Raw genomic sequence first — 26,381 nt, 5'->3', positions numbered from 1 at the left:
ATTAAATCACAGATTTAAACTGCTCTAAGAAACGAACATCATTTTCATAGAACATTCTAATATCAGGAATTTGATATAACAACATTGCAATACGCTCTATACCCATTCCAAAAGCATAACCAGAATATTTAGTTGGATCGATATTACAATTCTTTAATACGTTAGGGTCAACCATTCCGCATCCCATAATTTCTAACCAACCAGTTCCTTTCGTAATTCTGTAATCTGTTTCTGTCTCTAATCCCCAATAAATATCTACTTCTGCACTTGGCTCAGTAAATGGGAAATATGATGGACGTAAACGAATCTTTGATTTACCGAACATTTCCTTTGTGAAATATAAAAGCACTTGTTTTAAATCTGCAAAAGAAACATCAGTATCTATATATAAACCTTCAACTTGATGGAAGATACAATGCGCACGTGCTGAAATATCTTCATTTCTAAAAACTCTACCTGGAGAAATAGTTCTAATAGGTGGTTCATTGTTTTCCATATAACGAACCTGAACAGAAGAAGTATGCGTTCTTAATAAAGTATCTGGATTCTTTTCAATAAAGAAAGTATCCTGCATATCTCTTGCTGGATGATATTCTGGTAAGTTTAATGCAGTAAAGTTATGCCAATCATCCTCAATTTCTGGTCCTTCAGAAACAGTGAATCCGATTCGGTTAAAAACTTCTATAATTCTATTTCGAACAATAGAGATAGGATGACGCGATCCTAATTCAATTGGTTCAGAAGGTCTAGTTAAATCCCCATAAACACCTTTTTCCTCTACAGCATTGTCAAGCGCCTCTTTTAATTCAGCAACTTTACCCTCTGCGGCATTTCTTAAATTGTTTAAAGCTTGTCCAAAATCTTTTTTCAACTCAGCATCGACATTTCTAAACTCAGCAAATAAACCTTTAAGTAATCCTTTACTTCCTAAGTATTTTATTCTGAAAGCTTCTACTTCTTCTTTTGTAGTTGCTTGAAATGCTTGCACGTCTCCAATGAGTTCTTTTACTTTATCTAACATAATCCTTCAAAAAAATGAGTGGCAAATTTACGTTTTTTTACTGAATTAGCATTTTTCTTTCTCGAGTTTACTATAACGTTTTCGTTTCAGCAAAAAAAGATGTTTTTTAAATCGTCAGATTAGTTATTTAACTATATTTGTGCATTATTTTTATTAAAAAAACATTTTTCGAATAACTAAATTATGGAATCTAAAATAAAGGCTTTTATGGAGCTGGTTGAAAAGCGTAATGGCCACGAACCAGAATTTTTACAAGCAGTTCAAGAAGTAGCTGAAACAGTGATCCCTTATATTGCTAAGCATGATATTTATAACGGGAAAAACATTTTATTAAGAATGGTTGAGCCTGAGCGTTTAATTTCTTTCCGTGTTTCTTGGGTAGATGATAAAGGTGAAATTCAAGTAAACAGAGGATATAGAGTTCAGATGAATTCAGCTATTGGGCCATATAAAGGAGGTTTACGTTTCCATCCTACGGTTAATGCTAGTATTTTAAAATTCTTAGCTTTTGAGCAAGTATTTAAAAACTCATTAACAACATTACCAATGGGTGGTGGAAAAGGTGGTTCTGATTTTGATCCAAAAGGAAAATCAGACAACGAAATTATGCGTTTCTGCCATGCTTTTATGACAGAGTTATATAGACATATTGGTCATAATACAGATGTTCCTGCTGGTGATATTGGTGTTGGTGCTAGGGAAATTGGTTTTATGTTTGGTATGTATAAGAAGTTGAACAATACTTTCACTGGGGTTTTAACAGGAAAAGGACAATCTTGGGGTGGTTCTTTAATCAGACCTGAAGCTACTGGATATGGAGCAGTATATTTTGCTGAAAATATGTTAGCTACTAAAGGAGATTCTTTTAAAGGAAAGACTGTTACTATTTCAGGATCAGGAAATGTTGCTCAATATGCTTGTGAAAAAGCTACTGAGTTAGGTGCTAAAGTTGTAACATTATCTGATTCTTCAGGATATATTTACGACGAAGCAGGAATCGATGCTGAGAAGTTAGCTTTCGTTATGGAGTTAAAGAATGTTAAGCGTGGACGTATTAGTGAGTACACTGAAAAGTATCCATCTGCTAAGTTCTTTAAAGGAGAGCGTCCTTGGTCTGTAAAAAGTGATATCGCTTTACCATGTGCTACTCAAAACGAGTTAAATGGAGAAGAGGCTGAGACGTTAATCAAAAATGGATGTATCTGTGTAAGTGAAGGAGCAAACATGCCTTCTACACCAGAAGCAATTGCAGCATTCCACGAACACAAAATATTATTCGCACCAGGTAAAGCTTCAAACGCTGGAGGTGTTGCTACTTCTGGTTTAGAAATGAGCCAAAACTCATTACGTTTAAGCTGGTCTCGCGAGGAAGTTGATGAAAGATTAAAAGGAATTATGAAGGATATTCATAAAGCTTGTGTTGAGTATGGAACTGATGAGTCAGGTTATATTGACTACGTAAAAGGAGCAAACATAGCTGGATTTGTGAAAGTTGCAGATGCAATGTTAGCACAGGGAATTATCTAAAAAATTCAATATATTTCTCAAAAAGGCTCATCGGTTTTACTGATGAGCTTTTTTTATTTTTATACCTATGGAAAAAATCAAGAATATAGTTCTTCAGGGAAAACATGATAAGCCAATTTTACTAGATGCTTTTTTTAAGAGAAATAACCAGCCGAAGCCAATAGTAATTTTTTGTCACGGCTATAAAGGATTTAAAGATTGGGGAGCTTGGGATTTAATGGCTGAAGCTTTAGCTAAGGACACTTTTTTTGTAAAATTCAATTTTTCTCATAATGGTGGTACTGTCGAACAACCCATCGATTTCCCTGATTTAGAAGTATTCGGAAACAATAACTACACTAAAGAATTAGACGATTTAGAATCGGTGATTGATTGGGTTTTTGAGAACGAAGAATTTTCGAACGAAATAAATACTGATTTAGTTACGTTAATTGGTCATAGTAGAGGAGGTGGAATTGTTTCTATTAAAGCAGCAGAAGATTCCAGAGTAAAAAAGGTAATTACCTTGGGCGGTGTTTCAAATTTTAGTGAACAATCTTCTACAGTTGGAGATTTAGAGCAATGGAAAAAAGATGGAGTGAAATATGTTTTGAATGGAAGAACAAAACAACAAATGCCACATTATTATCAATTCTATGAAAATTATAAAGCAAATGAAAAACGATTAACGATTCAAAGAGCTGTTGAAAAATTGAAAGTTCCTTTATGTATAATTCACGGTAGTGGAGATACTTCAATAATAATGAATGAAGCCGAAAAACTGCATTCATGGAGTTCGAATAGCGAATTGCATATAATTAATGAAGCAAATCATGTTTTTGGTGCAAAACATCCCTGGGAGGACGATATTTTACCTACCGATTTGCAAAAAGTCGTTGCAGTTTGTAAATCATTTTTAGGGAACTAACCATATCAATGAGTAAAGAGGTTTTTACATTCCACAGGAATGAGTATATTTACGAATTGATTAAAAAGAAAATGCTTTTTTTTCATCTATTTATAAATCAAAGAATTACAATTAATTTCTTGATACTGAATACGACATCAGGTTTAAGAAGTTATTAAAAAAATATAAAATATGGGTTGTAGCAGTTGCTCAACTAACAAAAGCGGCGTTCCAAACGGTTGTAAAAGCAATGGAAATTGTGGAACAGGAACATGTGGAAGTGGAAATAAATTAGCTGTTTTTGATTGGTTATCAAATATGACTTTACCTTCAGGTGAAGCTCCATTTAATATATTCGAAGTACGTTTTAAAAACGGACGAAAACATTTTTTCAAAAGCACAGAAAAAAAACATACGGTAAGTATGGGAGATGTTGTTGCTGTTGAAGGAAATCCAGGGCACGATATAGGAGTTGTGTCTTTAGCAGGAGAGCTTGTTAAAGTACAAATGAAGAAAAGAAAAGTTGCTCTTGATAGTCCAGATATCAAAAAAATCTACAGAAAGGCAACACAAAAGGATATTGATGTTTGGAATGCTGCGCGTGATAGAGAACTAGAAACACAGCGAAAAGGAAGAGAAATCATTAGTAAACTTGGTTTAAAAATGAAATTATCGGATGTTGAGTTTCAGGGAGATGGAAATAAAGCAACTTTTTACTATACAGCAGATGATAGAGTTGATTTTCGCCAATTAATTAGAGATTTAGCGAGTGCTTTTTCTATTCGTGTTGAGATGAAACAAGTTGGAATGCGACAAGAGGCTGCTCGTCTCGGAGGAATCGGTTCCTGCGGAAGAGAGTTGTGCTGTTCAACTTGGCTAACAGACTTTAGAAAGGTAAATACAGCTGCTGCTCGTTATCAACAATTATCATTGAATCCATTAAAACTAGCTGGTCAGTGTGGGAAATTAAAGTGTTGTTTAAATTTTGAGTTGGATTCATATCTGGACGCCTTAAGCAATTTTCCTAAGCAAGATGTCGTTCTTAAGACAGAAAAAGGAGAGGCTATTTTTGTGAAAATGGACATTTTCAAAAAGCTTATCTGGTATACATACAAAGAGGAAAAATTTAAGTGGTATAAATTATCTTTAGATCAGGTATTAGAAATTATAGAGTTGAATGCTAATAATGAGTTAGGTTCTCCTCTAGAAGATTATGAAGCAGAGATTACAGAAGAAGCAAAAATTGATTTTGAAAATGTTGTTGGTCAAGATAGTTTAACGCGTTTCGATACTCCAAAAAAACCAAAAAGAAATAGAAGCAGGAATAGAAATAAAAACTCGAATCAAAAGAGAGCTAGTAATTCACCTTCTAATAAATCTAAAAAAGGAAATCAAAAGAATACTCCAAAAAAAGGAGGTGCTAATAAAACAAATAAACCGTCTGGTCAAAACCAAAACAAACAAACAAAGCAAAATCAGAAACAGAACACTTCTCCTTCAAATAAGAAGACTAATAATAATCAGAGAAGAAATAAACGTCGTAATTCTGGAAATAATAACAATGCTCAAAAGAATAAGCAATAACATAATTGTAAAGCTCGTTGCACTTTTATTTATTCTGGTTTCTTGTGATTCCAAAAGAATTTATGATGAATACACTTCGATTGAGGACGGAAAATGGAAAATAAATACTCCTGTTACGTATAACTTTGAAGTTCAAGATACTTTAGCTAAAAGAAACCTGTTTATAAACATTAGAAATAATAATGATTATGAGTACAGTAACTTATTTTTAATTACAAAAATGAGTTTTCCTGATGGATACCAAATTATCGACACGTTGGAATATGATATGGCGGATAAAAACGGTAATTTCTTAGGTAAAGGTTTTTCCGAATTAAAAGAGAATAAATTATTTTATAAAGAACAAATTCTATTCCCAATTCAAGGAACATATACTTTAGATGTTTTTCATGCTATGAGAAAAGGAGGAGAAGTAAATGGAATCGACGAATTAAGCGGTGTTGTAAATGTGGGATTTAGGATAGAGAAAATAAATTAAAGAATGACAAAAAAGAAAACTATGAATTTCGCAAGATATATTAAATGGTTTTGGGGAATCGTTTTAGGAGGTTTGTTCGCAATTTGCTTTGTGTTTCTTCTTGCTTCATGGGGAGCATTTGGAAAACTGCCAACATTTGAAGAGCTCGAAAACCCTAAAAACGATTTAGCAACAGAAATCATTTCTTCTGATGGAAAAACTTTAGGAAAATATTATTTAAAAGCTAATAGAACACCTATTCAGTTTAAGGATTTACCAGAAAACTTAGTAAAAGCCTTGGTTGCTACAGAAGATGAACGTTTTTATGAGCACTCAGGAATTGATTTTAGAGGTTTAGCAAGAGCTGTTGCTAATCTTGGAAGAAATGGAGGAGCTAGTACAATTACACAGCAGCTAGCTAAAAATTTATTTCATAAAAGAGAAAATGCATCATTGGTAAAAAAACTTACGCAGAAAGTTAAAGAATGGGTAATCGCTGTCAGACTTGAGCGACAATACACCAAACAAGAAATAATCACTATGTATTTAAACACACAAGGTTTCTTGTTCAACGCAACAGGTATTCGTTCTGCGGCTCGAATTTATTTTGGTAAAGAGCCAAAAGATTTAGATTTACAGGAGTCTGCGATTTTAGTGGCAATGCTAAAAAACCCTCGTCAATATAATCCGCATAGAGAAATATCAAAGCAGAAATCTCTTGGACGAAGAAACGTTGTGTTTTCTCAAATGGAGAAAAATGGTTTTATTTCAGAGAAACAAAAAGATTCATTACAAAAATTACCATTAAAAATAAATTTCACTCCAGAAAGTCACAGTGATGGTTTGGCTACTTACTTTAGAGAGTATTTAAAACAGTTCATGAAAAGATGGGCCAAAAACAACCCTAAACCAGATGGTGAGTTTTATGATATTTATAAAGATGGATTAAAAATTTATGTAACTATCGATTCTAGAATGCAACAGTATGCAGAGGAAGCAATGACTGAGCATATGTCTAATCTTCAGAAGTACTTTTTTGAAGAGCAAAAGAAAAATAGAACCGCGCCTTTTTATGATATAGATAAAAGTGATATCCGCAAAATATTAGATAGAGCAAAAAGAAATTCTGATCGCTATAAAAGAATGAAAGCTGCTGGTAAAACGGATAAGCAAATTGAAAAAGCTTTCCAAACTAAAACCGACATGCGAGTTTTCACATGGAAAGGAGATCGAGATACAATCATGAGTCCGTATGATTCTATTCGTTATTATAAATACTTCTTGCGTTCAGGTTTAGTTTCTATTGAGCCGCAAACAGGTCACATTAAAGCATGGGTTGGAGGAATTAATAATAAGCACTTCAAGTACGATGCTGTTGAGCAGCAAAAACGTCAAGTAGGGTCAACTTTTAAACCGTTTGTATACGCAACAGCCATCAATCAGTTGAAGAGATCTCCATGTGATAAATTACCAAATACGCCTTATACAATTCCGAAAGAAAAATACGGAATGGATGATGATTGGACTCCTAGAAATGTTGGTGAAAAATATGGAGGTGAATTAACGCTTAAAGAGGCATTAGCAGGTTCAGTTAATGCGATTACGGCTCGTTTAATTGATGAGGTTTCGCCAGTAAATGTAGCAAGATTGGCTAAGTCTGCCGGAATTGAAACTGAGTTTCAGGCTAATCCTTCTATTGCGCTTGGAGCTATAGACTTAAGCTTATTAGAAATGGCAAGTGCTTACTCAACTTTTGCTAATAAGGGAATGCGCGTGTCACCAATGTTTATCACGCAAATCGAAGATAAAAATGGAACTGTACTAGATACATTTGTTCCTGAAACAAAAGAGGTATTAAATGAGGAATCCGCTTATGTTATTTTAAATTTAATGGAAGGTGTAACGCAAGGTGGATCTGGACTTCGATTGAGAACAACGTATAACAGACCTAAATATGTAACAGGATATCCTTACAAGTTTAGTAACCCAATCGCAGGAAAAACAGGAACGACTCAAAATCACACTGATGGATGGTTTATGGGAATGGTTCCGAATTTAATGACTGGTGTTTGGACAGGAGGAGAAGATCGCTCTATTCACTTTGCAGGAATCGATAAAGGGCAAGGAGCAGCAATGTCTTTACCTACTTGGGCGATTTATATGCGTAAATGTTATAATGATAAAACACTAGATATAAGTAAAGAGGCTTTTGAGAAACCATCGGATCTTTCTATTAATATCGATTGTGAAAAACACGAAGACGATAAAAAACAAGAGAAAGAAGGAGAACAAAAAGAAGAAGAGAAGAAGGAAGACGATTTTTAATCAAATCAAAGAAACAAAACTTAGCAAACAACTAAATAATGATCAATAAAAAAGTAAATAATGTGCAAGAAGCGTTAGAAGGTGTTTCGAGTGGAATGACTTTAATGCTTGGAGGCTTTGGATTATGTGGTATTCCTGAAAATGCTATTGGTGAATTAGTAAAATTAGGAGTTGATAATCTTACGTGTATTTCAAATAATGCTGGAGTTGATGATTTTGGATTAGGTTTATTATTGCAAAATCGTCAAATAAAAAAAATGATTTCTTCTTATGTAGGAGAAAATGATGAATTCGAGCGTCAAATGCTTTCTGGAGAGTTAGAGGTTGAATTAACTCCTCAAGGAACTTTAGCAGAAAAATGTAGAGCAGCGCAAGCTGGTTTTCCAGCGTTTTATACACCAGCTGGTTACGGAACAGAAGTGGCAGAAGGCAAAGAAACAAGAGAATTCGATGGAAAAATGTATGTTTTAGAACCAGCTTTTAAAGCAGATTTTGGTTTTGTAAAGGCTTGGAAAGGTGATGCCGCAGGAAATTTAATTTTCAAAGGAACATCAAGAAATTTCAATCCGAATATGTGTGGAGCGGCAAAAATTACAGTTGCCGAAGTAGAAGAATTAGTTCCAGTTGGTGAATTAGATCCAAATCAAATTCATATTCCTGGGATTTTTGTACAACGTATTTTTCAAGGAGAAAAATATGAGAAAAGAATTGAACAACGCACAGTAAGACAAAGAAACTAATCATGGCTTTAGATAAAAACGGAATCGCAAAACGTATTGCAAAAGAAGTAAAAGACGGATATTACGTAAATCTAGGAATTGGAATCCCAACTTTAGTAGCAAACTTTGTTAGAGATGATATTGAAGTTGAATTTCAAAGTGAAAACGGAGTGTTAGGAATGGGACCGTTCCCATTTGAAGGTGAAGAAGATGCTGATATTATTAATGCAGGAAAACAAACTATTACAACATTGCCGGGAGCAAGTTTTTTTGACTCTGCAACTAGTTTTTCTATGATTCGTGGAAAGCACGTTGATTTAACCATTTTAGGAGCTATGGAAGTAGCAGAGAATGGAGATATCGCAAACTGGAAAATCCCAGGTAAAATGGTAAAAGGAATGGGAGGAGCGATGGATTTGGTTGCGTCTGCTGAAAATATTATTGTAGCTATGATGCATACCAATAAAAGAGGTGAATCAAAGTTATTAAAAAAGTGTTCTTTACCGTTAACAGGTGTTGGTTGTGTAACCAAAATCGTTACAAACCTTGCTGTTTTAGAAATTAAAGACGATAAGTTCTATTTGTTAGAAAGAGCACCGGGAGTATCTGTAGAAGAAATTCAAGAAGCTACGGAAGGAACTTTAATTGTAAATGGTGAAATCCCTGAAATGGATATTTAATGAAAGTAATCTCATATAACGTAAACGGAATAAGAGCTGCCTTGAAAAAAGGGCTTACGGAATGGTTAAAAGCCGCTAGTCCTGATGTAATTTGTATCCAGGAAACAAAGGCGCAAAAAGAACAGGTTGATGCTGAAGATTTTGAACTAGCAGGCTATCCATATCAGTATTGGTTCTCGGCGGAAAAGAAAGGATATTCAGGTGTAGCTGTATTTTGTAAAAAAGAACCAAATCACGTTGAGTTCGGAACGGGAATCGAGTCTATGGATAATGAAGGGCGAAATATTCGTGTAGATTATGACGACGTTTCTATTATGAGTATGTATTTGCCTTCTGGAACAAATTCTGATAGGTTAGATTACAAATTTAACTACATGGATGAGATTTTGGATTATGCAACTGAGTTAAGAAAAACTATTCCGAATCTAGTTATTTGTGGAGATTACAACATTTGTCATGAAGAGATTGATATTCACAACCCAAAAATGAAAGGTGTTTCTGGTTTTCTTCCAGAAGAAAGAGAATGGTTAGGTAAGTTTATTGATAGTGGTTTTATTGATAGTTTCCGTTTCAAAAATCCAGATAGACAAGAATACTCTTGGTGGAGTTATCGAGCAAATGCTAGAGCTAATAATAAAGGTTGGCGTTTAGATTACTGTATGGTTACTGAGCCATTAAAAGATAAAATTTCAAGAGCCTATATTTTGCCTGAGGCTAAACATTCAGATCACTGTCCTGTTGCAGTTGAATTTGACTTTTAAAAGACAGAGATTGTTTTTATGATGCAGAAGATTTTTTTGTTTGTTGTTACTGTTTTTTGTTTTAATTCCTTTGCTCAGGTTCAGCCTAACGACACTGTTGTAAAGCTAGATTCCATTCCTAAAATAGGTGTGAAGTCAGTTCCTGTTGCTACTTTAAAAACAACAAAATACACTGATGATGATTTAAAAAGAATCGATAGTTTATTAATCGATGCTAAGTTCAATTCTCCTCTATTTGATAAGTTTGAATATGTGTTGAATGATAAAGATATTGTTGGAACAAATACACATGTTATTACTCCGGAACTTTTAAAAGCTCGATTAGCCGAAATTAATTCAAGTACACCTTTTAACTTAGCTTTTAATCCAGCTTTAGAAAAAGTTATCAATAGCTACTTAAAACATCGTAAAAAGTATTACCCAGCTTTAATGGCTAGAGCCAAGTATTATTTCCCAATGTTTGAACAGTACTTAGATCAGTATGATATTCCATTGGAGATGAAGTATCTTGCGATTGTGGAATCTGCTTTACACCCAAAGGCAAAATCTAGAGTTGGTGCAACAGGTTTGTGGCAGTTTATGTACGGAACAGGAAAACAATATAAACTGGCTGTTAACTCTTATGTTGATGAACGACAAGATCCGGTAAAAGCAACTGTCGCTGCCTGTAAATACTTAAGTTACTTACATGATATTTTTAATGATTGGGATTTAGCTTTAGCGGCTTATAATTCTGGTCCGGGCAATGTTTTGAAAGCGATTAAACGTTCAGGAGGATATAGAAACTACTGGAATATTCGTCCGTTTTTACCAATGGAAACTGCTGGTTATGTTCCAGCTTTCTATGCAACAATGTACATTTTTAAGTACAATGAAGAGTTAGGTATTTATCCGGAAGCACCAAAGTTATATCACTTCGAAACAGATACAATTCAAGTAAAAAGAACAATCACTTTTGATCAAATTTCTGAAAAAATAGGAATTGATGAGGAAACCTTATCCTTTCTAAATCCGAAATATAAAATCGATGTTATTCCGTATGTAAAAAAGAAAAAGTTTAGCGTGCGATTACCTAGAAATAAGGTTGTCGATTTTTTAGATAAAGAACGAGAAATTTATGCTTTAGCTGCAGCGGAAGACTCATTGCGTGAAAAGCCTTTACCAAAGTACTTTGAAATGGATAAAAGAATTCGTTACAAGGTTAAATCTGGCGATTATTTGGGTAAAATAGCTAGAAGATTTGGTGTAAAAGTTAAAGACATAAAGCGATGGAATAATATGCGAGGAACTAATTTAAGTATTGGACAGCGTTTATATATTTATCCTAGAAGAATGTAAATGGAATAATTTTTGTCACTATCAAATTAATCAAACAAAAACACTACCATGAAAAAAATTATAGCATTATTAACATTAGCAATTTTACTTGTTAATTGTAAAAATGGAAAAGGAGAGGTAATACTTCCTACCGCAACAGGAAACATTAATCGAGTTCTTGTTGTTATGAAAGCTAGTGATTGGGCTGGAAAACATGGGGATGAAATCCGAAAGGTTTTTGGAGAGCATCAAGTCGGTTTACCACAACCAGAAACACTATTGTCAGTCTCACAAATAGACCCATCAGGATTCAGTTCTTTTATACGACATAATAAAGCGATATTATTATTTCAAAAAGCTGATACGGCTAATATTTCAGTAGTAAAAGACAAATACGCTTCGCCTCAAGTGATAGTAGTTGCTACAGCTAAAAATAAAGAGGAAATGATTAAGCTGGTTCAAGAAAGAGGTAAAGAAATCATCGAGATTTTTAAAGAAGCAGACGTAAAATTTGTACAAAACATTTTTTACAGAGAAAAATTAGATCAAAATCAGTTTTCTACAATCAAAAGTTTAGGGGTAGACATAACTATTCCTAATAAATATCGTTTAGTGCAAGATACATTAAACAACTTTTTATGGATGCGTCAACATCTTCAAAACGGAATCGCTAGAGGTGATGGAACAAATAATATTTTAATGTATAGCTTGCCTCTAAACGATGAAAATTCGGTCGTAGATAATATTACTAAAGTAAGAGATAGTATAGGAGAAATTTTTATTCCGGGAAGTAGAGAAGGAACGTATATGATTACTGAAAAGGCTTACACTCCCTTTACTTATGAAACACAAATAGACAATAAAAAGGCCTACGAAACAAGAGGTAAGTGGGAGGTGAAAAATAGTTTCATGGCTGGACCTTTTTTAAATTATACTATTTTAGACAAAAAGAATAATCGATTAATAGTTTTTGAAGGTTTTACCTATGCTCCAGCTGTTAATAAAAGAGATTTTATATTTGAGTTAGAGGCTATCGGTAAATCTATCAAAATTAAAGAATAATATATAGTTACAATTATTTGATAATCAAGGCAGCAAAGTTTATTTGCTGCTTTTTTTTATATTTGATAGTATCAACTTTTAACGCTACAATATCATGGATTTCAATTTCTTAATTTTATTTGCTTCTGCTTTAGTGCCATTAATTACTGGTTTTGTATGGTACGGACCATTATTTCAAAAAGCTTGGATGAAAGAGATGAACTTTACCGAAGAAAACTTAAAAGGAGGTAATATGGCTCTTATTTTCGGATTAAGCTATGTTCTCGGACTTGTTATTTCTGCTGGTTTAATGCCCGTTGTCGTTCACCAGATGGGAGTATTTTCAACTCTTGCAGGTGAGCCTGGTTTTAATGAACAAACAGGTGAAGCATTTAATACATTTAGTTCATTAATGGAAACCTATGGAGATCGTTTTAGAACATTTAAACATGGAGCATTACATGGAGGATTAACGGGCTTTTTTATTGCCATGCCAATATTAGCAATTCAGGCTATGTTTGAAAGAAAGAGCTTTAAGTATATTGCGATTAATGCAGGATACTGGATAGTAACTTTAGCGATTATGGGAGGAATTGTTTGTCAATGGCTGTAAAACCAATTAAATAATTTTAAAGCACCAAAATGTTTGGTGCTTTTTTTATGTAACAAATTGAGAGTTTTACTTACTAATTAATCAACTATTAATTCAAACTTTATGATATCACGCTTTTTAAGTTTAGAGTGGAAACAATTCTTTCGTTCTATGTTTTGGCAGAAAAGTATTGCGGTAAACATTTTAATGGGAATTTTTGCTTTATACTTTATTGGAACTTTTTTAGCAATAGGATTAGGAGGTTTTAATTTTTTAAAAAAACAATTTCCTAATCAAGATCCACTTAAAATTGTAAACGGAATACTATTGTTTTATGTAATTGGAGATTTAATCTTCCGATACATTATGCAAAAATTGCCAGTAATGAATGTAAAGCCGATGCTTATTTTAAATATTAAAAAAAGCGCATTGGTAAACTATATTTTAACGAAGTCAATCTTTTCATTTTTCAATATTGTTGGTTTGTTTTTTTACATTCCATTTTCTTTGATTTTAATGAAAGAAGGTTATCCAGTTTCGAATGTTTTAGGTTGGTTAACTGCTATGCTTATAATTATTTTGACTGCTAATTTCTTAAACTTTTTAACTAACAAAAGTAATGTTGCGTTTGGGGTGCTTTTGGTAATATTAGGTAGTTTTATCGCTTTACAACAGTTTGGAGTATATGATTTTAGACAAGATAGCGTTGCAATATTTACGAGTTTTTACGATAATTGGTTATACGTTTTGGTTCCAACGATGCTGTTGACTGTATCGTATTTTTTGAACTTTAAAAATTTAAAGACACAACTGTATTTAGACGATGCAGTTCAGGTTAAAACGAAAGAAGCATCAACGGCAGATTTATCATTTGTAGATAAGTTAGGAGACTTAGCTCCGTTCATAAAAAATGACATGCGTTTAATTTGGAGAAATAAAAGGACGAAAACAGTTTTTCTAATGTCGTTTTTGATGCTGTTTTATGCTGTTATCTTCTTTGGAAATAAAACCTATGAAGAGAAAATGCCTGCATTTTTAATTTTTGCATCCTTGTTTGTTACTGGAGGTTTTGCAATTAACTTCGGACAGTTTATTCCTGCATGGGATAGTGAATATTACAAGATGATTATGAGTCAGAATATTCGCTACAGAAAGTTTTTAGAGAGTAAATGGTTATTAATGTGTGTTATGACTTTTGTGTTATATGTGCTAAGTATTCCATACATCTACTACGGAATCGATAAGTTTTTAATGATTACGGCAGGAGCCATATTCAATATTGGCTTTAATACATTGTTTTTGTTGTTTGCTGGTTCGTTTAATAGAAAAAGAATCGATTTACAAGCTAGTGGATTTGGAAATACACAAGGAACAAGTGCAACTCAATTTTTAATCATTTTACCATTAATGGGATTACCGATGTTATTGTTTTGGGTGTTTAATAAGTTTATAGGATTTAACGCAGGAATTATCGCAATTGCAGCGGTGGGTGTTTTAGGACTTATATTGAAAGACTACTTTATGAATTTAATTGAGAAAAAGTATATCAAAGATAAATACGCCACAATTCACGCCTTTAATCAAAAGAAGTAAAAACAAAAAAATAGAAAATGATACAAGTAAAAAATATTTCAAAAAAATACGGATCAACAGAAGTTTTAAATATTCCATCCTTAGATATTCCCAAGGGAGAATCATTTGGTTTGGTTGGAAACAATGGTGCAGGAAAAACAACATTATTCAATATTTTACTGGATTTAATTAGACCCACTACAGGTTCAATTGACAATCATAACATAACCGTAAATAAAAGTGAAGAATGGAAAACTTTTACAGGTTCTTTTATAGATGAGAGTTTCTTAATTGGATATTTAACACCTAATGAATATTTCGACTTTATTGGAGAAATTAGAGGAATGAACGCCGCTGATATTAAAACCTTTTTAAGTCAGTTTGAAGAGTTTTTCAATGGAGAAATCTTAGGAAAGAAAAAATTTTTAAGAGATTTAAGTAAAGGAAACCAAAAGAAGGCTGGTATTGTTGCAGCCTTAATGGGGAATCCGAAAGTTGTAATTTTAGATGAACCGTTTGCAAATTTAGATCCAACAACTCAAATAAGACTTAAAAGCATCATCAAAAAATTAACTCAAGAAAAAGAAACTACGGTGTTAGTTTCTAGTCACGATTTAAGCCATGTTACCGAGGTTTGTGAGCGAATTGTGGTACTTGAAAAAGGAAATGTTGTAAAAGATATTCAAACAGCTCCAGTTACTTTACAAGAATTAGAAAGCTATTTTGCTTCGTAATTAGAAAATTAGCTTTTTATTTCTATTTTTACGCTCACCAGTACAATAGTTGATATTTTTATCTGTTGTACTTGTAGAGCGTTTTTTCATGAAAAAATCATATAACCTATTCATATTTCTAATTGTAGCTAGCGCTATAATATCATGTAGTACCAAGAAAGATTCTGTTATTAATAGAAACTTTCATGTACTAACTACAAAGTATAACGTACTATTCAATGGTGAGCAAGCCTTTAATAAAGGATTAAAGGATATCGAGAATAATTACACTGATAACTTCTGGAAACGACTTCCTATTGAACCAATAAAGTTTGATGATAAAAGTGCTGTTGTTATTAAGTTTAGTTCACCGGGTTCTGGTTTCGATGCCAAAGGAGAAAAAACAGCTCCATTAACACCTTTTGATAGAGCTGAAGAAAAAGCTGCAAAAGCTATTCAAAAACACTCTATGAATATCAAAGGTTATGAAAAGAACCGACAAATCGATGATGCTTATTTGTTATTAGGAAAATCAAGATATTATACACAACGATTTATTCCTGCTATTGAAGCTTTCAATTACATTATAGCAAATTATCCAAAAGCAAGTTTAATATATGATACAAAGGTTTGGAGAGCAAAATCGAACATTCGATTAGAAAATGAGAAACTTGCAATAGAATCGTTAAAGTTGTTGATAGAGTTAGATAAAAATGAAAAAAACCTAACTCCGGTTCAAAGGCAACAAGCTTATACAGCTATGGCAATGGCCTATGAAAAAACAGATACTATTCAAAAAGTAATAGATAACCTCGCCATATCAACTTCTTTGGTAAAAAATCATCAATCAGCTAGAAATGCATTTGTGCTTGGTCAGATATACAGCGAATTAAATCGTAAAGATTCAGCAAGAATGGTTTTTAGAAAATTAGCTGATGAAAGATGGGTTCCAGAAAAGTACCGTATTCATGCGAGTATTGAAATGGTAAAAAATATCGAATCTAAAGACTCATCAAATGTTTTATTAGTTGATCGTTTACGAAAACTTATCAGAAATTCTGACAATAGAAAGTATTTGAATGAATTATACTATCAAGCAGGGGTGTTACAAGAGGATCGTGGTAACACAGAAAAAGCCATTGAATATTATTTAAAGTCCTTGGAAGTTCCTAGTACAGATGTATATCAGAAAACCTATGCGTATGAGAAATTAGGAAACATCTATTTCGAAAAACAGGAGTATTTATTAGCAGGTTCTTTTTACGATAGCGTCTTAAATGTAACTACTGAGGAGTTTGAAACAGAAAAGAGAATCCGAAGAATAAAAAGAAAGAATAAAGGACTTACAAAATTAAGGTCTTTTGAAGAAACTGTTAAGAATAACGATAGTATTCTTAAAATAGTTGCGATGAGCAGCGATGAGAGAACTTCTTTTTTTGAGAGTTATATTGAGAAGATTAAAGAGGATGATGAAAAGAAAAGACAACGTTTACTTAATTCACAAGACTTTGGTAGTCAGTTTGGAGGAGGTTCATCTTTTGGAGGAAGTAATAACCAAGGAAAATGGTATTTCTACAATACACAGTCGGTCGGTTTTGGTAAGGTAGCTTTCCAAAAAACATGGGGAAGTCGTACTTTAGAAGATAATTGGCGATGGTCAGATAAAAATGAAGTAGGACAAGAAACAGTTACAGAAGATGGGACTAAAACAGAAAAAACAGACAGCAGGTATGTCGTTGATACATATCTAAAAAAAATTCCATCAGACCCAATAGTTATTGCTACGTTAAAAAAGGAGAGAAACGACGCTTTGTACCAGTTGGGGCTTATTTACAAAGAGCAGTTTAAAAATCCAGAATTAGCAATTGGTAAATTCGAAACACTGTATGGGATAAATCAAAACCCGGATTTAATATTACCAATTAATTATCACTTGTATCAATTGTATAAAGAAATTGGGGAACAAGAAAAAGCATCAGAGAAGAAGGATATTATTTTAACGAATTACTCGAATAGTAAATTCGCTGAAATAATAAGAAAACCAGATAGTAAAATTGTTGAAGAGAAAAAAGATGACGAAATAGATAAAAAATACCGACTGGTTTATAGTTTATATAAGTTCAATCAGTTTGAAGATGTTGTGGATCAAGTAGATAAATTAAACGATTCTGCAAAAAATTCAGAATTATTTCCTAAATTTGTTCTCCTTAGGGCATTGGCAATTGGAAAGTACAAAAGTAAAGAAGAATACAAAAAAGAACTTGAATTTGTAGCCTTTACTTTCGCCAATAGAATCGAAGGAAAGAAAGCAGCCGAAATAATTAAACTTTTAAAATAATCCTCATGTTAAGTAAAAAAAACAAAAAAGAATCTATCGTAGATAGAAAGTCTTCTAATAGAAACGTAATAGGAAAAGGAACTAAAATTACTGGAGATTTAATCTCTGAAGGTGATTTCAGAATAGATGGAGAATTTGAAGGAACTTTAAACACCAAAGGAAGAGTTATCATTGGTAAAGAAGGTTTCATTAACGGTACAGTGCAGTGTACAAATGCAGATGTTGAAGGTAAATTCTCTGGTGAGTTTAATGTTTCTGATACGTTAACTGCAAAGTCATCTTGTTACATTACTGGAAATGTAATCGTTGGTCAATTAGCTACAGAACCAGGAGCTTCGTTTAATGCAACTTGCAATATGAAAGGAGCTATTAAAGAATTAGCGAAAGGTAATTCAGATGCCAAAAAAGGAAAACAAGCCTCAGCTTAATAAATACGTAAGGTTTAGTGGAATTGCCATTCAAATGGGTGGAACTATCTATTTGGGAAGTTTGCTGGGAGAGTGGCTTGATGGAAAATATCCAAACCCAAACCAAATGTATGTGAAAATTTGTACTTTAGCCGCAGTATTCATTGCTATGTATTCTGTAATAAAGCAAGTGACAAATCTTTCAAATAATGATTAAGCGAATTTTACTTTTTTTATCAGCTTTAGTTTTACTTTTTATTGTTAGCTATTTTTTAAATAGTTATCTGGTGGTAGAAGAAAAGTTTTCGTTTTCGTTATTAAGTGTATATCTGTTTCATACCATAGCGTCATTATTAGTATACGCCGTAGTAGAATTTATTGCCGATAAAATGCCAAATCAAGCAGGTTATACATATTTAGCTTCCATTTTCTTGAAAATTGGATTTTTTGTTGTGATTTTTAATTCTTCGGTTTTTGCAAATCCCAACTTATCTAAACCAGAAAGAATCTCTTTGGTTGTTCCATTGTTTCTGTTTTTAATTACAGAAGCAGTAGCCGTTTCAAAACTCCTTAATAGTAAGTAGTTTACTTCAATTTTGTTTTAAATTTAACGGGCTTCAAACTATATCTAAAAAAGAGTTTGTAGTTTTAATTAAATGTGTACCTTTGCACGGAAATTTAGAGACCATAATTCTATATTTAGTAAAGGTATGATGATAGCAAAAAAATCTATCAAATGTTTAGCAATACTAGCAATAGTATTTTCTTCATTAAACGTTTTCGCTGGAGGCGGAGGAACTTCTGAAAAAGGAGGTCAAATTAATACTCCAGAAGATATCAAAGGATATATCAAACATCACTTGGCAGATTCTCACGATTTTACGTTGTATTCTTATACAAACGATGCAGGTGAAAGAAAACACTTTGGTTTTCCATTACCAGTAATTGTTTGGACGAGTAAGGGTTTGAGAACTTTTATGTCTTCAAAGTTTCACCACAACGATGATGGTCATGAGATTGTAAATGCAGGAGGAGTGAAGTTAGCGAAAATTCATAGTAAAATTTATGAGTTAGATGCAAATGCGGATCACGTTGCTTTCGATGAGACTCATCATGCAACAAATGCACACAAAGTGTTAGATTTCTCTATTACTAAGAGTGTTGTTGGGATGTTAGTGGCTGCGTTGTTAATGTTTTTAGGTTTTGGTTCTCTAGCTAAAGGGTACAAAAAAGGAGCTATTCCAACGGGTGTAGGTCGTGTTTTAGAGCCATTAGTGTTGTATGTAAGAGATGAGATTGCAAGACCAAATATTGGTGAGAAAAAATACAAGAAGTTTATGCCATATTTATTAACGGTATTCTTCTTTATTTGGATATTAAATTTATTAGGGTTAACCCCAATAGGTTTTAACGTAACAGGACAAATTGCTGTAACTATGTGTTTAGCGTTATTTACAGCTATAATTTATCTTACAAATGGTTCTAAAGATTTCTGGGCACACACATTATGGATGCCAGGTGTTCCAGTAGTTTTAAGACCAATATTAGCAGTTATCGAATTAGTAGGTTTCGTGCTTATTAAGCCTTTCTCTCTTTTAGTACGTTTATTTGCAAACATTACAGCAGGTCACTTCGTGGTGATGAGTTTAATTGCTTTAATGATTGTGTTAAAGAAAGATTTCGGTGCGGTTGCTTCAACAGGAATGTCATTTGTGTTAGCGACATTCATCATGGTGATTGAGATTTTAGTTGCGTTTTTACAGGCGTTTATCTTTACCATGTTATCTGCCTTGTTTATTGGTATGGCGGTAGAAGAGCATGAACATGATCATGCACATCATTAAGAATAGAATAAGAATTTGTTTAATTTAATATAAATCAATTAGTATGTACAATTTAATTGGAGCAGGATTAATCGTAATCGGTGGAGGAATCGGATTAGGTCAAATCGGTGGAAAAGCAATGGAAGGAATTGCTCGTCAACCTGAGGCTGCTGGTAAAATCCAAACTGCGATGATCATCATCGGAGCATTATTAGAAGGTTTAGCATTTGGTGCTTTAATCTTAGGAAAATAATTTCCGAAAAAAACAAAAAGCAAAACATTTTCCTGTAACGGTTGGTTGCAGGGAATGTTTTAAAATTAAACAAAAAGAATTTTAAAAGAATAAATTAGTATATAATGGATCAGTTATTAAATGATTTTTCTCCAGGGTTATTTTTCATGCAAATGATAATCCTTATCGTTTTAATATTTTTATTAGCAAAGTTTGCTTGGAAACCAATTTTAAACTCTTTAGATGAGAGAGAAGAAGGTATTCAAAATGCATTAGACGAGGCTGAAAAGGCACGTAAAGAAATGCAAAACTTACAAGCAGATAACGATAGATTATTAAAAGAAGCAAGAGCTGAAAGAGACGCAATGATGAAAGAAGCTCGCGAAATTAAAGATAAGATTATTGCTGATGCTAAGGAAGAGGCAAGTGAAGAGGCTTCTAAAATGATTGAGAACGCAAAAGCTACTATCAAGCAAGAACAACAAGCAGCTATCGCTGAATTAAAAAAGAACGTTGCTGAGTTATCAATTGGTATCGCTCAAACAGTTGTGAAAAAAGAGTTAGCTTCACAAGATGATCAATTAAAGCTTGTTGAAGGAATGTTAGAAGACGTTACTTTAAACTAATTAAGTAAAAATGAAAGAAGCAAGACCAGCATTACGTTACGCAAAAGCAATCTTAAACTTAGCTAAAGAGCAAGGTTCAGATGAGGAGGTAAACAATAACATGAAAGTTATTGTTGCTACCATTGCTGAGAGTGACGATTTAGATGCAATGCTTAAAAGTCCAGTAATAAAGGCAGCTGATAAAAAGAAAGTATTAGATGCATTATTCGGAGATAAAGTAAATAATATCTCTAAAGGATTATTCAATCTTTTAGCAGAAAATAAGAGAATGTTAATGCTAGAAAGTGTAGCAAAGAAATATTCTATTATTTACGATTATTACAAAAAGATGCAAGTTGCTACTGTAACCACAGCTGTTGAATTAACTAGCGAACTAGAAGCTAAAATTCAGAAAAAAATAGTTGAAATTACAGGAAACAGTGCATCAATTGAAAATATAGTAAATCCTGATATTTTAGGAGGATTTATTTTACGTGTAGGAGATGTGCAATATGATGCAAGTATCTCAAACCAATTAAACGAATTAAGAAGAGAATTTGACAATAGTCATTATATTCCAAAAATTTAATTATACATCAAAAGATTTAAGATGGCAGCAATTAAACCAGCTGAAGTATCAGCAATTTTAAAGGAACAATTAACAAATTTCGAGTCAAAAGCTACGTTAAACGAAGTAGGAACTGTATTACAAGTTGGTGATGGTATCGCACGTGTTTACGGTTTATCTAACGTACAATATGGAGAATTAGTAGATTTCGGAAACGGATTAGAAGGAATCGTATTAAACTTAGAAGAAGATAACGTTGGGGTTGTATTATTAGGCCCATCTAAAGGAATCAGTGAAGGTTCTACTGTAAAACGTACTGAAAGAATTGCTTCTTTAAAAGTTGGAGAAGGAATTGTTGGTCGTGTAGTAGACACTTTAGGTAACCCAATAGATGGTAAAGGACCAATCGAAGGAGAAACTTTCGAAATGCCTTTAGAGCGTAAAGCACCAGGAGTTATTTATCGTCAACCAGTAACTGAGCCATTACAAACAGGTATTAAGTCTGTTGATGCAATGATTCCAATCGGTAGAGGTCAACGTGAGTTAATCATTGGAGACCGTCAAACTGGTAAGTCAACAGTTGCTATTGATACTATCTTAAATCAAAAAGAATTTTACGATGCAGGTGAGCCAGTATATTGTATCTACGTTGCTGTAGGTCAAAAAGGTTCTACAGTTGCTGCAATCGCAAACATGTTAGAAGAAAAAGGAGCTTTAGCTTATACTACTATCGTAGCTGCTAACGCTTCAGATCCTGCAGCAATGCAAGTATATGCACCATTCGCTGGAGCTTCAATTGGAGAATATTTTAGAGATACAGGTAGACCAGCTTTAATTGTTTATGATGATTTATCTAAGCAGGCGGTTGCTTACCGTGAGATTTCTTTATTATTACGTCGTCCTCCAGGACGTGAGGCATATCCTGGGGATGTATTCTACTTACACTCAAGATTATTAGAAAGAGCTGCAAAAGTTATCAATGATGATAAAATTGCAAGTGAGATGAATGATTTACCAGAGTCTTTAAAAGGTAAAGTAAAAGGTGGAGGATCTTTAACTGCATTACCAATTATTGAAACTCAAGCAGGTGACGTTTCTGCATATATTCCTACAAACGTAATTTCGATTACTGATGGACAGATTTTCTTAGAGTCTGATTTATTTAACTCAGGAGTTCGTCCAGCAATTAACGTAGGTATCTCAGTATCTCGTGTAGGAGGTTCTGCTCAGATTAAATCAATGAAGAAAGTATCAGGTACATTAAAGTTAGATCAAGCTCAGTACCGTGAATTAGAAGCATTCGCTAAGTTTGGTTCTGATTTAGATGCTGCTACAATGAATGTAATTGAAAAAGGTAAGCGTAACGTGGAAATCTTAAAGCAGAATCAAGGAGATCCTTTTACTGTTGAAGATCAGGTTGCAATTATCTACGCAGGTTCTAAGAACTTATTAAGAGAGGTTCCTGTAAATAAAGTAAAAGAATTCGAAGCAGATTATATCGAATACTTAAACGCTAAACATAGAGATGCGTTAGACACATTAAAGTCAGGAAAATTAACTGATGAGGTTACTGATATTTTAACTGAAGTTGCAAAAGAAATTTCAGCTAAGTACTCAGCTTAATTATAAAAAAACAATATTTCCACATCTTCACCAAGATGTGGAAATCCAACTAATTTTAAGTTCATATATAGATGCCAAACTTAAAAGAAATACGTAACAGAATTACTTCAATTGGATCAACAATGCAGATTACATCTGCCATGAAAATGGTATCTGCTGCGAAGTTGAAGAAAGCTCAAGATGCAATTACAGCAATGCGCCCATACGCATCAAAATTAACTGAGCTTTTACAAAGTATTAGTGCTACTTTAGACGGAAACGTTGGTGGTGCTTATTCTGAGCAAAGAGAAGTAAAAAAGGTTTTATTGGTTGCTGTAACTTCTAATAGAGGATTGTGTGGAGGATTTAATTCTTCAATTATAAAGAAGACAGTTAGCACAATAGACGAGAAGTACAATGGAGTAGAAGTTGATGTGTTTTCGATCGGTAAGAAAGGTAATGACATCCTATCAAAAGAGTACAATGTTGTTGAAAATAATAATAAGATTTTCGATGATTTAACTTTTGATAATACTGCTGCTATTGCACAACACTTAATGGATGTATTCGTTGCTGGATCTTATGATAGAATTGAACTTGTTTATAACCGTTTCAAAAATGCTGCAACGCAAATTGCAATGGTTGAGCAATTCTTACCAATAAAACCAGTTGAAAATGATTCTAACGTTAGTTTAGATTATATTTTCGAACCATCTAAAGAAGAAATTATTTTAGAATTAATTCCAAAGTCTTTAAAAACTCAGTTATATAAAGCCATCCGTGATTCATTTGCTGCCGAGCACGGTGCTCGTATGACTGCAATGCATAAAGCGACAGATAATGCTAAGGAATTAAGAGACGACTTATTATTAACATATAACAAAGCTCGTCAGGCTGCCATTACAAACGAAATCTTGGAGATTGTTGGTGGTGCAGAAGCATTGAATAACTAGAAGATATTTAATTATTAATATATAGAAAGCGAATCTAAATTAGGTTCGCTTTTTTAATTTCAAACCAATCTAAAAATTATGAAAAAACTAACACTTCTGTTTCTAATATTCTTTTCTATTGCATCAATAGCACAAAATCAAAAAGCTAAAAATAACAGTGAACTATCAAAAACGGATATTGATACTGAAATTATTGATGAGCAACCTCCAATGCACCCATCTTGTACTGATAAAAATACGAAAGGTGAAATAGAAAGATGTATGAATATAATGATAGCAAAGCACATCCAACATAAATTCAGATTTAATAATGTTACCTGTGTAAAAAAAGAATTAGTTAAGAATTCAGAAACAGGGGAGGAAGAGGAAGTATGTACTGAAACTCTAGAACGAGGTTACCATCGAATTTATATCCAATTTGTAGTCGATAAAAAAGGAGATATAACTAATGTTAAAGTAATTAATAAAAGTGGTGATTTTATTACCGAAGTAAAAAGAGTAATGAGTCTATTACCTCGAATGAAACCAGGAATGCAAAGAGGAAATCCGGTGAATGTAAAGTATGTCTTACCTCTTCAATTAAAGTATTAAATCGTAAAAAAAAGCGAATCCGTTAGGATTCGCTTTTTTTTATTTGATATTTTAAGAGAGTTTATTTCAAAACTGTAAATTCGATTCTAGAATCTGTATATACAGAATGTGTTTGTGTTTTAAAATCTTTCTCATCTGCTTTATAAATATTGTCTACATACGTTTGTGGATTCAAGTCAATTAAAGGGAACCACGTACTTTGAACTTGAATTTGAAGTTTGTGTCCTTTTTTAATTGTGTGAAAAACGTCTTGTAGCTTTATATTAACACTTGTTTTCTTATTTGGCGTAAACGGTTCCGGATTAGCAAAACTATTTCTAAAACGTCCTCTTAACACCTCGCTACGCACCATCATATGATAGTTGCTTAGCTTCATGTGAGATTGCATATCTTCATTATCGTTTTTCAAATCACCTGGATGCACATCTATTACTTTAACAATCCAATCTGCAGCAGTTCCTGTTGTTGCCACATTTAGTTTCGCCAAAATATCTCCAGCTAATGTCATATCTTCTTGCATTACTTCAGTTTCAAATACCAACACATCTGGTCTTCTCGCTGCAAAACGTTGGTCATCGGTCATATATTTTCTAGGAGTAAAAACAGTCTTAATATCTTCTGAATATGGAACAGGTCTTTTAATATCACTTACAAATGAAATTTTAGACGTGTTCGTTTTTGTATTTGATAGATTTTGATCTTCAGCTAAAAACAAAGATTGTTTTTGTGCATTTTTTGGAGGCCAAACATCATATGACTTCCATTCTTTTTTACCAGTATCGTAAACATAAGCTTCTGGCAATCCGCTTTCTTTTGAACCACTGCCTTTTAAGAAATGATTGAAGAATTTTGTTTCAATATTTTTCTGGAAGTTTAATGAAATTGAATCTCCGAAATAATAATTTCCAACAGTATTTTTTACTTTACTACGAGACCATCCTCCATGATCCCACGGACCAAATACAAGGGTGTTATAATTGTTAGGTTGATTTTTTTCAATTCCTTTATACGTTTCTAACGGACCGTATAAATCTTCTGCGTCGAACCATCCACCGACAATCATTGTTGCTACTGTAGAAGGTACTTTATCTAAATGTTGAATGATTCCTTTACTCTGCCAAACCGAATCATAGTTTGGGTGTTCTACAATTTCTTTCCAGAAGAAATCATCAATATCGCTTTTTGAAGCCACATTTTTAGAGTCTGGTTTGTCGTATTGGAAATACTCGTTTAAGTTTTTCAACGGACCTTTATCCAAGAAGAATTGATATTGATCTTGTGTATTCATTTTTGGGAAAGAATACCAAGCACTATCTGTTGGTTGATCTTTATATGTTCCAAATAATGAAATTGCTCTAAAATAGCTTAATAAAAACGCTCCATTATGATGGAAATCATCAAAGAAAAAGTCTCCAATACAAGCTTGTGGAGAAGCAGCTTTTAAAGCAGGATGCGCATCAATTGTTGAAACTGTAGCATAATGTCCAGGATAAGAAATTCCCCAAGTTCCAACTTTTCCATTGTTATGAGGAACATTTTTAATCAACCAATCAATAGTGTCATAAGTATCAGTAGTTTCGTCCGACTGTTTTTCAGTTTTATTTGGAATATAAGCCCGCATGTTATCATAAACACCTTCACTCATCCAACGTCCTCTAACATCTTCATAAACTATAATATTACCTTCTTTCATTAAGATCTCATTCGGACCAATTTTAGATCTCATTTGATCTTCACCATAAGGTCTACAACTGTAAGGTGTGCGTTGCAATAAAATAGGATAAGTTTTAGTAGTGTCTTTTGGAGCGTAAATCGTGGCATGTAATTTTACGCCGTCTCGCATTGCAATTTTTACTTCTTTCTTAGTGTAGTTTTCTTTTACATAATTTACTGGTTCTGTTTCTTTTTTCGGAGTCGTTTTACAACTAAAAGAAACTACCAATAATAGTAAAAGCGATAATTTGGTAAGTTGTGCTTTCATATTTGATTGATATATTAAGGTAAATATAACCAATGCTATATTCACGCCATGTTAAAATCTGAAGATACCTTCGTATTTTAAGAAAA

Annotated in this window: 26 protein-coding genes; 24 read left to right on the top strand and 2 right to left on the bottom strand. The window is 33.1% G+C overall.

All coding sequences use genetic code 11. The features are described 5' to 3' along the window. Nucleotide 1 precedes the first annotated feature (1 nt). Complete coding sequence (pheS, locus tag ACOSP6_RS12280; RefSeq protein ID WP_422094717.1) at nt 2-1,021, bottom strand: phenylalanine--tRNA ligase subunit alpha; 1,020 nt, start codon at nt 1,019-1,021, stop codon at nt 2-4. Between the two features lie 183 nt (nt 1,022-1,204). Here pheS and gdhA point away from each other — a divergent pair, with 183 nt between their 5' ends. The 24 genes from gdhA (at nt 1,205) to ACOSP6_RS12160 (ending at nt 24,314) form a co-directional block, all read left to right on the top strand. Continuing rightward, nucleotides 1,205-2,548, top strand: coding sequence for an NADP-specific glutamate dehydrogenase (gene gdhA, locus ACOSP6_RS12275; RefSeq protein WP_422094716.1), 1,344 nt, complete (start codon nt 1,205-1,207; stop codon nt 2,546-2,548). 67 nt (nt 2,549-2,615) lie between these two features. Next, complete coding sequence (locus tag ACOSP6_RS12270; RefSeq protein ID WP_422094715.1) at nt 2,616-3,455, top strand: alpha/beta hydrolase family protein; 840 nt, start codon at nt 2,616-2,618, stop codon at nt 3,453-3,455. Between the two features lie 171 nt (nt 3,456-3,626). After that, complete coding sequence (locus ACOSP6_RS12265) at nt 3,627-5,018, top strand: PSP1 domain-containing protein (protein WP_422094714.1); 1,392 nt, start codon at nt 3,627-3,629, stop codon at nt 5,016-5,018. After that, on the top strand, nt 4,996-5,496 hold the full coding sequence (locus tag ACOSP6_RS12260) for a gliding motility lipoprotein GldH (protein ID WP_422094713.1): 501 nt from the start codon (nt 4,996-4,998) through the stop codon (nt 5,494-5,496). The genes ACOSP6_RS12265 and ACOSP6_RS12260 overlap by 23 nt, the downstream gene beginning before the upstream one ends. Before the next feature lie 3 nt (nt 5,497-5,499). Continuing rightward, nucleotides 5,500-7,800, top strand: coding sequence for a transglycosylase domain-containing protein (locus ACOSP6_RS12255; protein ID WP_422094712.1), 2,301 nt, complete (start codon nt 5,500-5,502; stop codon nt 7,798-7,800). A gap of 38 nt (nt 7,801-7,838) precedes the next feature. Continuing rightward, entirely contained in the window at nt 7,839-8,540 is a 702-nt protein-coding gene (locus ACOSP6_RS12250; protein ID WP_422094711.1) for a CoA transferase subunit A, read from the top strand. A 2-nt stretch (nt 8,541-8,542) separates the two neighbouring features. Next, nucleotides 8,543-9,199: a CoA transferase subunit B gene (locus ACOSP6_RS12245; protein WP_422094710.1), complete on the top strand. Its 657-nt coding sequence runs from the start codon at nt 8,543-8,545 to the stop codon at nt 9,197-9,199. Continuing rightward, the gene (locus ACOSP6_RS12240; RefSeq protein ID WP_422094709.1) at nt 9,199-9,960 is read left to right on the top strand and encodes an exodeoxyribonuclease III; all 762 of its coding nucleotides are present in this window, start codon (nt 9,199-9,201) and stop codon (nt 9,958-9,960) included. Before ACOSP6_RS12245 ends, ACOSP6_RS12240 begins: the two co-directional genes overlap by 1 nt. A gap of 21 nt (nt 9,961-9,981) precedes the next feature. Further along, nucleotides 9,982-11,298 (top strand): transglycosylase SLT domain-containing protein, encoded by a 1,317-nt coding sequence (locus ACOSP6_RS12235; RefSeq protein ID WP_422095584.1) that lies wholly within the window; start codon nt 9,982-9,984, stop codon nt 11,296-11,298. A 48-nt stretch (nt 11,299-11,346) separates the two neighbouring features. Then, nucleotides 11,347-12,339, top strand: a complete 993-nt coding sequence (locus ACOSP6_RS12230) for a DUF4837 family protein (RefSeq protein WP_422094708.1) — start codon at nt 11,347-11,349, stop codon at nt 12,337-12,339. Between the two features lie 94 nt (nt 12,340-12,433). After that, a complete protein-coding gene (locus ACOSP6_RS12225) occupies nt 12,434-12,931 on the top strand; it encodes a DUF1761 domain-containing protein (RefSeq protein ID WP_422094707.1) in 498 nt (165 codons plus the stop codon). Nucleotides 12,932-13,033: 102 nt separating this feature from the next. Continuing rightward, nucleotides 13,034-14,503: a DUF5687 family protein gene (locus ACOSP6_RS12220; RefSeq protein WP_422094706.1), complete on the top strand. Its 1,470-nt coding sequence runs from the start codon at nt 13,034-13,036 to the stop codon at nt 14,501-14,503. A gap of 17 nt (nt 14,504-14,520) precedes the next feature. Then, nucleotides 14,521-15,216 carry an ABC transporter ATP-binding protein gene (locus ACOSP6_RS12215; protein ID WP_422094705.1) on the top strand — a complete coding sequence of 232 codons (696 nt, stop codon included), beginning with the start codon at nt 14,521-14,523 and terminating at the stop codon, nt 15,214-15,216. Nucleotides 15,217-15,304: 88 nt separating this feature from the next. After that, nucleotides 15,305-17,533: a tetratricopeptide repeat protein gene (locus tag ACOSP6_RS12210; RefSeq protein WP_422094704.1), complete on the top strand. Its 2,229-nt coding sequence runs from the start codon at nt 15,305-15,307 to the stop codon at nt 17,531-17,533. A gap of 5 nt (nt 17,534-17,538) precedes the next feature. Further along, nucleotides 17,539-17,961 (top strand): bactofilin family protein, encoded by a 423-nt coding sequence (locus ACOSP6_RS12205; RefSeq protein ID WP_422094703.1) that lies wholly within the window; start codon nt 17,539-17,541, stop codon nt 17,959-17,961. Then, nucleotides 17,930-18,157 (top strand): AtpZ/AtpI family protein, encoded by a 228-nt coding sequence (locus ACOSP6_RS12200; protein WP_422094702.1) that lies wholly within the window; start codon nt 17,930-17,932, stop codon nt 18,155-18,157. Before ACOSP6_RS12205 ends, ACOSP6_RS12200 begins: the two co-directional genes overlap by 32 nt. Continuing rightward, complete coding sequence (locus tag ACOSP6_RS12195; RefSeq protein WP_422094701.1) at nt 18,150-18,524, top strand: DUF6168 family protein; 375 nt, start codon at nt 18,150-18,152, stop codon at nt 18,522-18,524. The genes ACOSP6_RS12200 and ACOSP6_RS12195 overlap by 8 nt, the downstream gene beginning before the upstream one ends. Nucleotides 18,525-18,650: 126 nt before the next feature. Beyond that, nucleotides 18,651-19,784, top strand: a complete 1,134-nt coding sequence (atpB, locus tag ACOSP6_RS12190) for a F0F1 ATP synthase subunit A (protein ID WP_422094700.1) — start codon at nt 18,651-18,653, stop codon at nt 19,782-19,784. 43 nt (nt 19,785-19,827) lie between these two features. Further along, nucleotides 19,828-20,016: an ATP synthase F0 subunit C gene (gene atpE / locus ACOSP6_RS12185; protein WP_004569351.1), complete on the top strand. Its 189-nt coding sequence runs from the start codon at nt 19,828-19,830 to the stop codon at nt 20,014-20,016. 104 nt (nt 20,017-20,120) lie between these two features. Beyond that, on the top strand, nt 20,121-20,621 hold the full coding sequence (locus ACOSP6_RS12180) for a F0F1 ATP synthase subunit B (RefSeq protein WP_422094699.1): 501 nt from the start codon (nt 20,121-20,123) through the stop codon (nt 20,619-20,621). 10 nt (nt 20,622-20,631) lie between these two features. Continuing rightward, the gene (gene atpH / locus ACOSP6_RS12175) at nt 20,632-21,189 is read left to right on the top strand and encodes an ATP synthase F1 subunit delta (protein ID WP_422094698.1); all 558 of its coding nucleotides are present in this window, start codon (nt 20,632-20,634) and stop codon (nt 21,187-21,189) included. A 21-nt stretch (nt 21,190-21,210) separates the two neighbouring features. After that, nucleotides 21,211-22,791: a F0F1 ATP synthase subunit alpha gene (atpA, locus tag ACOSP6_RS12170; RefSeq protein ID WP_422094697.1), complete on the top strand. Its 1,581-nt coding sequence runs from the start codon at nt 21,211-21,213 to the stop codon at nt 22,789-22,791. 71 nt (nt 22,792-22,862) lie between these two features. Then, entirely contained in the window at nt 22,863-23,723 is an 861-nt protein-coding gene (atpG, locus tag ACOSP6_RS12165; protein ID WP_422094696.1) for an ATP synthase F1 subunit gamma, read from the top strand. A 78-nt stretch (nt 23,724-23,801) separates the two neighbouring features. Then, nucleotides 23,802-24,314, top strand: coding sequence for an energy transducer TonB (locus ACOSP6_RS12160; protein ID WP_422094695.1), 513 nt, complete (start codon nt 23,802-23,804; stop codon nt 24,312-24,314). 61 nt (nt 24,315-24,375) lie between these two features. Here ACOSP6_RS12160 and ACOSP6_RS12155 read toward each other — a convergent pair whose 3' ends face one another. Further along, nucleotides 24,376-26,295: a CocE/NonD family hydrolase gene (locus tag ACOSP6_RS12155; RefSeq protein WP_422094694.1), complete on the bottom strand. Its 1,920-nt coding sequence runs from the start codon at nt 26,293-26,295 to the stop codon at nt 24,376-24,378. Nucleotides 26,296-26,381: the final 86 nt, after the last annotated feature.

This window comes from Tenacibaculum sp. MEBiC06402 (assembly GCF_049239625.1).
GTDB lineage: Bacteria > Bacteroidota > Bacteroidia > Flavobacteriales > Flavobacteriaceae > Polaribacter.
The sequence above is the reverse complement of the archived record's forward strand: the minus strand, read 5'-3'. Positions and strand labels throughout refer to the sequence as shown.